Origin of the sequence: Streptomyces colwelliae (assembly GCF_048158785.1) — a bacterium.
Taxonomy (GTDB): Bacteria; Actinomycetota; Actinomycetes; order Streptomycetales; family Streptomycetaceae; genus Streptomyces.
Window position 1 is genome coordinate 1 of the sequence record NZ_JBLTJC010000524.1, and the last position, 5879, is coordinate 5879.

4 protein-coding genes are annotated in these 5879 nt (G+C 68.1%); 3 read left to right on the plus strand and 1 reads right to left on the minus strand.

All coding sequences use genetic code 11. The features are described from left to right. The 3 genes from ACNFOC_RS49680 to ACNFOC_RS49690 form a co-directional block, all read left to right on the plus strand. The coding region (locus ACNFOC_RS49680; protein WP_416965587.1) for an LCP family protein at positions 1-1062 on the plus strand (1062 nt) is incomplete at its 5' end. Positions 1063-1269: 207 nt separating this feature from the next. After that, a complete protein-coding gene (locus ACNFOC_RS49685) occupies positions 1270-2997 on the plus strand; it encodes an LCP family protein (protein WP_416965588.1) in 1728 nt (575 codons plus the stop codon). Positions 2998-3127: 130 nt separating this feature from the next. Then, positions 3128-4678, plus strand: a complete 1551-nt coding sequence (locus ACNFOC_RS49690) for an LCP family protein (protein ID WP_416965589.1) — start codon at positions 3128-3130, stop codon at positions 4676-4678. A gap of 30 nt (positions 4679-4708) precedes the next feature. On the opposite strand, the gene ACNFOC_RS49695 is transcribed toward ACNFOC_RS49690, so the two are convergent. Further along, complete coding sequence (locus tag ACNFOC_RS49695) at positions 4709-5713, minus strand: glycosyltransferase family 2 protein (protein ID WP_416965590.1); 1005 nt, start codon at positions 5711-5713, stop codon at positions 4709-4711. Positions 5714-5879: the final 166 nt, after the last annotated feature.

Below are 5879 nucleotides of genomic sequence, written 5' to 3' on the forward strand. Positions count from 1 at the left end.
CTCCTCGTAGGGGCCGCCGGGGTCGGATGGGGTGTCTACGCCAAGCTCGACTCGAACATCACGCCCGACAACGCCGCCGCCGCCGAACTCGCCCGGTACGAGAAGGAGCGGCCCACCGCCCTCGTGAAGGGGGCGCAGAACATTCTGCTGATCGGGTCCGACTCGCGGTCCGGGGACGGGAACGCGGAGTACGGGCGGGACTCGGGGACCGAGCGGTCGGACACGACGATCCTGTTGCACCTGGCGGCCGACCGGCGCAGCGCCACCGCCGTGTCGTTGCCGCGGGACCTGATGGTGGACGTGCCGGGGTGTCTGCGGCCGGACGGGACGCGGAGCGAGCCGATGTTCGCGATGTTCAACTACGCGTTCCAGGTGGGGGGTTCGGGGTGCACGATCCGGACCGTGGAGAAGCTCACGAACGTGCGGATCGACCATCACATGGTGGTGGATTTCCATGGCTTCAAGGACATGGTCGATGCCGTGGACGGGGTGCAGGTCTGCCTGAAGGAACCTATTCGTGACAAGGCTGCCCGGTTGAAGCTGCCCGCGGGGCGGGTCACGCTCGACGGGGAGCAGGCGCTCGGGTATGTGCGGGCTCGGAAGTCGCTCGGGAACGGTAGTGACACCGATCGGATGGACCGTCAGCAGGGGTTCCTCGGGGCGCTCGTCAACAAGGTGCGGAGCGACGACGTGCTGTTCAATCCGGTGAAGCTCTATCCCGTGCTCGATGCGGCCACCTCGTCGCTCACCACCGATCCGGAATTGGCGAATCTGCGCGGTTTGTACGAACTGGTGCGCGGCCTGCGGAACATCCCCACCGAACATGTGCAATTCCTCACCGTTCCGCGGGAGTCGTACATTTACAACGCGAATCGCGACCAGCTCGTGGAGCCCGAGGCCGAAAAGCTGTTCGCCCGGCTCCGGGCGGACGCGACCGTCGCGGTGACGAAGCAGGTTCCGCAGGATTCCGTCGCAAACGCCCTTAATACGGCGCCGGGTTCGGGGGTCACGCCCGCGCCGACGTTTCGCGGGAACACCGCCGCCGAAGACACCTGCGGGTAAAGCGATCACCAAGTCGACGAACTTTTGTTCCGAAAAATAGGACGGATTGACCGGTTGTAGGGACGTGGAATTTGTCACCACAGTCACTTGCCGCTCAACTGGACGGATAGTGTGAGCGACCCGGTGTGCTTGCGCACCGGTTGTACGAGACCCGAGCGCCTGGAGGGGGAAGGCGCCGCGTGGCCCCGACGGAGGATTCGGTAAACCGTGGACGCGCAAGGCCGTGGGCGGGCGGACAACATCGACCCCGCAGACCAGTGGGTACTCAATCCGAACACTGGCGAATACGAACTGCGACTGACTCCTTCCACACCGCAGTCAGCGGTGCCGGGGCCCCGTAGAGCCACTGCGCAGAACCGCAGTGTGGCGGCGCCGGAGCGGGAGACGGTCCCGAGAGCCCCCGGGCGTGAGGTGCCGCCGCCGCGCAGACGGCGGGGCGTGCCCGAGGAGCCACCGGGGCGGCGCGGGCGCCGGCCGGTGAAGAAGAAGGCCAAGGGCAAGAAGATCCTGATGTGGACCGGCGGCGGTCTGGCCCTCGTGCTGGTCGCCGTCGCCGGAGGCGGCTACCTCTACATCAAGCACCTCAACGACAACATCACGGCCGTCTCCGACGACGGCGCGAGCACCGGTGGCTTCAGCAAGGGCAAGGCCATCAACCTGCTGGTGATCGGCACCGACAAGCGCACAGGTGCGGGCAACGAGGGCTACGGCGACTCCGGCAGCGTCGGCCACGCGGACACCACGATCCTGCTGCACGTGTCCAAGGACCGTTCGAACGCGACCGCGCTGAGCATCCCCCGGGACCTGATCACCGACGTCCCGGACTGCGAGACGGCCCAGTCGGACGGCAGTTCCAAGGTCATCCCGGGCACGACGAGCGTCCGCTTCAACACCAGCCTCGGGCAGGACGGCCGTACGGCGAGCTGCACCGTGCGGACCGTCACCGAGCTGACCGGGATCCAGCCCGACGACTTCATGGTGGCCGACTTCAATGCCGTGAAGACGCTGACGGACGCGGTCGGCGGGGTCGAGGTCTGTCTGGCGAAGGACATCGACGACTCGGACTCGCATCTGAAGCTGTCCAAGGGCACGCACAATCTCTCGGGCGAGCAGGCGCTGGCCTTCGTGCGGACCCGGCACTCGGTCGGCTTCGGCGGTGACCTCAGCCGGATCACACTCCAGCAGCAGTTCCTCAGCGCGCTGATGCGGAAGCTGAAGTCCAACTCCACGCTCACCAGCCCCTCGAAGATGCTGAAGCTGGCCGAGGCCGGCACCAAGGCGCTGACCGTCGACGACAACCTCGACTCCATCGGCAAGCTGAAGGACCTCGGTCTGGAGCTGGGCAAGCTCAACCCGAAGAACCTGACCTTCACCACCGTGCCGGTCGTCGACAACCCGGCGGAGAAGACCCCGGTGACGGTCGTCCTCAACAACACGACCGCCCCGCAGGTCTTCTCGTTGATCAAGAGCGACACCTCCTTCACCGCGGTCAAGCAGAAGGCCGCGAAGGAGAAGGCCGCCGTGGCCGCCCGGCTCAAGGGCACCAAGTCCGCCGCCTCCGCGGTGCGGGTGCGGATCCTCAACGGAGGGGCCGTCGCCGGCAGCGCACAGGAAACTCTCACGTGGCTACAGAATGATGAGGGCGTGCTCAAGTCCGAGAACGCGGGCAACGCTCCGGCGGCGCTCGCGAAGACGACCCTCGAGTACGCACCCGACCAGGCGGACCAGGCTCGACGGCTCGCCGACATCATGGGTCTCTCGGGGTCCGCGATGAAGCCGGGGAAGAGTGTGCAGAACTCTCAGGGGCTGCCGGCGATGACGCTGACCCTGGGCAAGGACTTCAAGGGGGCCGGCGTTCCGCTCACCTCGACCGCGGGGTCGACGCCGGAGGGGGTCCAGAAGTCCACGGCGGACAAGGTTGAGTGCGCCAAGTAAGTGACCACACGGGTCCGTTCCGCGTCTAACGGGGCGCGGGGCGGACCCGTGTGTCAGGGCGCGGCGTGGGAGGGGTGGGGACGTGACGCAGAGCAGCGTGCGTGGGGAGGTGCCGGCGGTCGAGGACACGATGTCGCTCACGCCGGTGGACGGGAAAAGACCGTCGGGCGGAGCCAGGGGCAGACGCAAGGGCGGTGGACGCCGGGCGTTGCGCTGGTCGGCGATCGTCCTCGCGGTGGTCATAACCGGGACGGCCGGCGCCGGATACCTGTACTACCAGCACCTCAACGACAACATAAAGAAAGACCCCCTGAACATCGGGGACGAGAAGGACAGGGCGGCCGAGTCCAAGGCCAACGCGGCCGGGCAGAAGCCGTTGAACATCCTGCTGATCGGTTCGGACGCGCGGGACTCCGCGGAGAACCAGAAGCTCGGCGGCGCGAAGGACACCTTCGGCACCCCGGCCCGCGCCGACGTCCAGATGCTGCTGCACGTCTCGGCGGACCGCTCCAACATGTCGGTCGTGAGCATGCCGCGCGACACCTTGGTGGACATCCCCAAGTGCACGGACCCGGACACCGGCAAGAAGTACGCGGCCGAGACGAACGTCATCACGAACGACTCGCTGGGCCGTGGCGGCCCCGGCTGCACGGTGGCGACCTGGGAGAAGCTGACCGACATCCACATCGACCACTTCATGATGGTCGACTTCTCGGGTGTGGTGTCGATGGCGGACGCGATCGGCGGAGTGCCGGTCTGTGTGAGGGCCAACGTCTACTCGCACACGTCCTCGGGCAAGGGCTCCGGCCTGAAGCTGAAGGCGGGCACCACGCCGGTCAAGGGCAAGCAGGCCCTCCAGTGGCTGCGCACGCGCTACGGCTTCGAGGACGACACCGACATCGCGCGGGCCAAGGCCCAGCACCAGTACATGAACTCGATGGTCCGCCAGCTGCGGGAGAACGCCACGCTGAGCAACCCGGGCAAGCTGCGCAGCCTCGCCGAGACGGCCACCAAGTCGATCACGGTCGACAACGGTCTCGGGACCGTGGCCAAGCTGTACGACCTGAGCAAGGAGCTGAAGAAGGTTCCGACCAAGCGGATCACCATGACGACGATGCCGTGGGAGTACTCGGGCAGCAGCGGCCGGGTGGTGCCCAAGCCGACCGACGCGGCGCAGCTGTTCCGGCTGGTCCGCGAGGACATCGCGCTGGACGGCAAGGACAAGAAGAAGACGGCCACGGCCGCGAAGGCGTCCACCGACCCGGCCGCCGCCGACGACAAGATCGCCGTGCAGGTGGAGAACGGCACCCGGACCGACACCACGAGCGCGGTGCGGGGACGGGCGACCGCGGTGGCCGGGCTCCTCGTCGGCAAGGGCTTCAAGGAGGCGGTGGCGGACTCGTCGACGGCCCCCAGCCAGGCCACGACGGTGATCCGCTATCCGAGCGCCGACCTGGAGGGCGACGCCCAGCGGGTCGCCAAAGCGCTCGGCATCCCGACGAGCGCGGTGAAGAAGTCCACGAGCGTCTCCGGGGTCACCCTGGTCGTCGGCGCGGACTGGAGCACCGGAACCACGTACAAGGCGCCGGCCGCGGACGACACGACACCGGCGTCGGCGGACGTGCTCAACGGTTCGGACACCACGGCGTGCATGGGCATCGACCCGAACTACACCTGGTAGTCCGGGCCGTTACGGAGGATCGCGCGGTGCTCAGCTGCTGGACGGGCTGAGTACCGCGGGCCGCCGGGACGCGATCACCCTGCGCGCAAGGGACTTGGGGCTGGTGAGGAAGCCGTAGCCCCACGACATGTGCATGGTGGCGAGGGCGACCGGGATCTGGAGGCGGGCCTTCAGCGAGAGGCCCTTGCCCGCCGGGAGTGAGCCGAGCGCGATCGCCGCGAGGTAGCCGCCGGGGATCAGGAAGCCCCAGGGGGTCAGTGCCGCGCCGACGACGATGCCGGCCGCGATCGCGCAGACGGCGGTCGGCGGGGCGAGGTAGCGCAGGTTGATGGAGCCCTCGTGGTAGCGGGCGACGACGTGCCGCCAGCGGCCGTAGTCCTTGTACTGCTTGGCCAGCGCCTTCACGCTCGGCCTGGGGCGGTACGACACCCTCAGCTCGGGCGAGAACCAGATCAGGCCGCCCGCCTCGCGGATGCGGAAGTTCAGCTCCCAGTCCTGGGCGCGGATGAACTCCTCGTTGTAGCCGCCCTGTTGCTCCAGTGCCTCGCGGCGGAACACCCCGAGGTAGACCGTCTCGGCGGAGCCCGCTTCCCCTCCCGTGTGGAAGGCCGCGTTGCCCACGCCGATCTTCGAGGTCATCGCGGCGGCGACCGCGTCCTCCCAGGCGTTCTCGCCCTCGGCGTGCATGATGCCGCCGACGTTCTGCGCGCCGGTCTCCTCCAGGAGGCGTACGGCGGTGGCGATGTAGTTCGGCGAGAGGATGCCGTGGCCGTCGACGCGGACGACGATCGGATGGCGGGAGGCCTTGATCGCGGCGTTGAGGGCGGCGGGCGTGCGGCCGGTGGGGTTCGGAACGGTGTGCACACGCTTGCTTTTAAAAGATGCAGTTTCGGCGACAAGCTCGGCCGCGATCTCGTCCGTACGGTCCTTCGAGGGACCGATGGCGATCACGACCTCCATCTCGCCGTCGTACTCCTGCGCGAGGATCGCTTGGACGGCTCCGCGCAGATGCCGCTCCTCGTCGAGGACGGGCATGATCACAGAAACGGCGGGGAGTCGCACGTCGGGCTTGGCGGGCCCGATCACCGACACCGTCTGGGCGGAGACGGCGAGCGCGGTCAGGACACCGGCCGGGCTGTCCTTCCCGGTGCGCTCGGCCTCGCTGCGGATGAGCTGCATCGCGGCCGGATACGCGGCCGAG

Excerpts from the sequence above, each read along its gene's own strand:
- ACNFOC_RS49695 (WP_416965590.1), bottom strand. The coding sequence starts at position 5,713 with ATGCCCGTCCTCGACGAGGAGCGGCATCTGCGCGGAGCCGTCCAAGCG.
- ACNFOC_RS49690 (WP_416965589.1), top strand. The coding sequence starts at position 3,128 with ATGTCGCTCACGCCGGTGGACGGGAAAAGACCGTCGGGCGGAGCCAGG.